Here is a 2,781-nt window from a genome sequence, read left to right as displayed (position 1 = left end):
TTGAGTCCACAAAACCCCTTGGGTGTTGTATGGTTAAGCCTCACGGGCAATTAGTACAGGTTAGCTCAATGCCTCGCAGCACTTACACACCCTGCCTATCAACGTCGTAGTCTACGACAACCCTTTAGGACACTTATAGTGCCAGGGAAAACTCATCTCAAGGCTCGCTTCCCGCTTAGATGCTTTCAGCGGTTATCGATTCCGAACTTAGCTACCGGGCAATGCCATTGGCATGACAACCCGAACACCAGAGGTTCGTCCACTCCGGTCCTCTCGTACTAGGAGCAGCCCCTTTCAATTTTCCAACGCCCACGGCAGATAGGGACCGAACTGTCTCACGACGTTCTAAACCCAGCTCGCGTACCACTTTAAATGGCGAACAGCCATACCCTTGGGACCGACTTCAGCCCCAGGATGTGATGAGCCGACATCGAGGTGCCAAACACCGCCGTCGATATGAACTCTTGGGCGGTATCAGCCTGTTATCCCCGGAGTACCTTTTATCCGTTGAGCGATGGCCCTTCCATTCAGAACCACCGGATCACTATGACCTGCTTTCGCACCTGCTCGAATTGTCATTCTCGCAGTCAAGCGGGCTTATGCCATTGCACTAACCACACGATGTCCAACCGTGTTTAGCCCACCTTCGTGCTCCTCCGTTACTCTTTGGGAGGAGACCGCCCCAGTCAAACTACCCACCAGGCACTGTCCGTAATCCCGATTCAGGGACCAACGTTAGAACATCAAAACTACAAGGGTGGTATTTCAAGGACGACTCCACCACATCTAGCGACGCGGTTTCAAAGTCTCCCACCTATCCTACACATGTAGGTTCAATGTTCAGTGCCAAGCTGTAGTAAAGGTTCACGGGGTCTTTCCGTCTAGCCGCGGGTACACTGCATCTTCACAGCGATTTCAATTTCACTGAGTCTCGGGTGGAGACAGCGTGGCCATCATTACGCCATTCGTGCAGGTCGGAACTTACCCGACAAGGAATTTCGCTACCTTAGGACCGTTATAGTTACGGCCGCCGTTTACCGGGGCTTCGATCAAGAGCTTCGACCGAAGTCTAACCCCATCAATTAACCTTCCGGCACCGGGCAGGCGTCACACCGTATACGTCATCTTACGATTTTGCACAGTGCTGTGTTTTTAATAAACAGTTGCAGCCACCTGGTATCTGCGACTCTCGTCTGCTCCATCCGCAAGGGACTTCACTGATAAGAGCGTACCTTCTCCCGAAGTTACGGTACCATTTTGCCTAGTTCCTTCACCCGAGTTCTCTCAAGCGCCTTGGTATTCTCTACCCGACCACCTGTGTCGGTTTGGGGTACGATTCCTTACAATCTGAAGCTTAGAGGCTTTTCCTGGAAGCATGGCATCAATGACTTCACTACCGTAGTAGCTCGACATCGTATCTCAGCGTTAATGAAAGTCCGGATTTACCTAAACTTTCCGCCTACGTACTTGAACCTGGACAACCGTCGCCAGGCCCACCTAGCCTTCTCCGTCCCCCCATCGCAATTGTAAGAAGTACGGGAATATTAACCCGTTTCCCATCGACTACGCCTTTCGGCCTCGCCTTAGGAGTCGACTTACCCTGCCCCGATTAACGTTGGACAGGAACCCTTGGTCTTCCGGCGAGGGAGTTTTTCACTCCCTTTATCGTTACTCATGTCAGCATTCGCACTTCTGATACCTCCAGCAGCCCTTACAGACCACCTTCAACGGCTTACAGAACGCTCCCCTACCCCACATACCCTAAGGTACGTAGCCGCAGCTTCGGTGTATAGCTTAGCCCCGTTACATCTTCCGCGCAGGCCGACTCGACCAGTGAGCTATTACGCTTTCTTTAAATGATGGCTGCTTCTAAGCCAACATCCTGGCTGTCTGAGCCTTCCCACATCGTTTCCCACTTAGCTATACTTTGGGACCTTAGCTGGCGGTCTGGGTTGTTTCCCTCTCCACGACGGACGTTAGCACCCGCCGTGTGTCTCCCGGATAGTACTTACTGGTATTCGGAGTTTGCAAAGGGTTGGTAAGTCGGGATGACCCCCTAGCCTTAACAGTGCTCTACCCCCAGTAGTATTCGTCCGAGGCGCTACCTAAATAGCTTTCGGGGAGAACCAGCTATCTCCAGGTTTGATTGGCCTTTCACCCCTAGCCACAAGTCATCCGCTAATTTTTCAACATTAGTCGGTTCGGTCCTCCAGTTGATGTTACTCAACCTTCAACCTGCCCATGGCTAGATCACCTGGTTTCGGGTCTAATCCTAGCAACTGTACGCCCAGTTAAGACTCGGTTTCCCTACGGCTCCCCTAAACGGTTAACCTTGCTACTAAAATTAAGTCGCTGACCCATTATACAAAAGGTACGCAGTCACACCACGAAGGTGCTCCTACTGCTTGTACGTACACGGTTTCAGGTTCTATTTCACTCCCCTCACAGGGGTTCTTTTCGCCTTTCCCTCACGGTACTGGTTCACTATCGGTCAGTCAGTAGTATTTAGCCTTGGAGGATGGTCCCCCCATATTCAGACAGGATATCACGTGTCCCGCCCTACTCGTTTTCACTGATTATGAGATGTCGATTACGGGGCTATCACCCTTTATTGCGGCACTTTCCAGAGCCTTCATCTGTCTCATTAAAAGCTTAAGGGCTAATCCAATTTCGCTCGCCGCTACTTTCGGAATCTCGGTTGATTTCTCTTCCTCGGGGTACTTAGATGTTTCAGTTCCCCCGGTTTGCCTCCTGTTGCTATGTATTCACAACAGGATACTT

At 51.3% G+C, this 2,781-nt stretch carries 1 rRNA gene; it reads right to left on the bottom strand.

The window, feature by feature from the left end:
* Positions 1 to 29: 29 nt before the first annotated feature.
* Positions 30 to 2,781, bottom strand: a 23S ribosomal RNA gene (locus tag AB4232_RS06810); the annotation flags it as partial.

Origin of the sequence: Vibrio sp. 10N.286.46.A8, from assembly GCF_041470165.1 — a bacterium.
GTDB lineage: Bacteria > Pseudomonadota > Gammaproteobacteria > Enterobacterales > Vibrionaceae > Vibrio > Vibrio tasmaniensis_A.
Note: the sequence above shows the minus strand (reverse complement) of the source record. Positions and strands in the feature narration are given on the sequence as shown.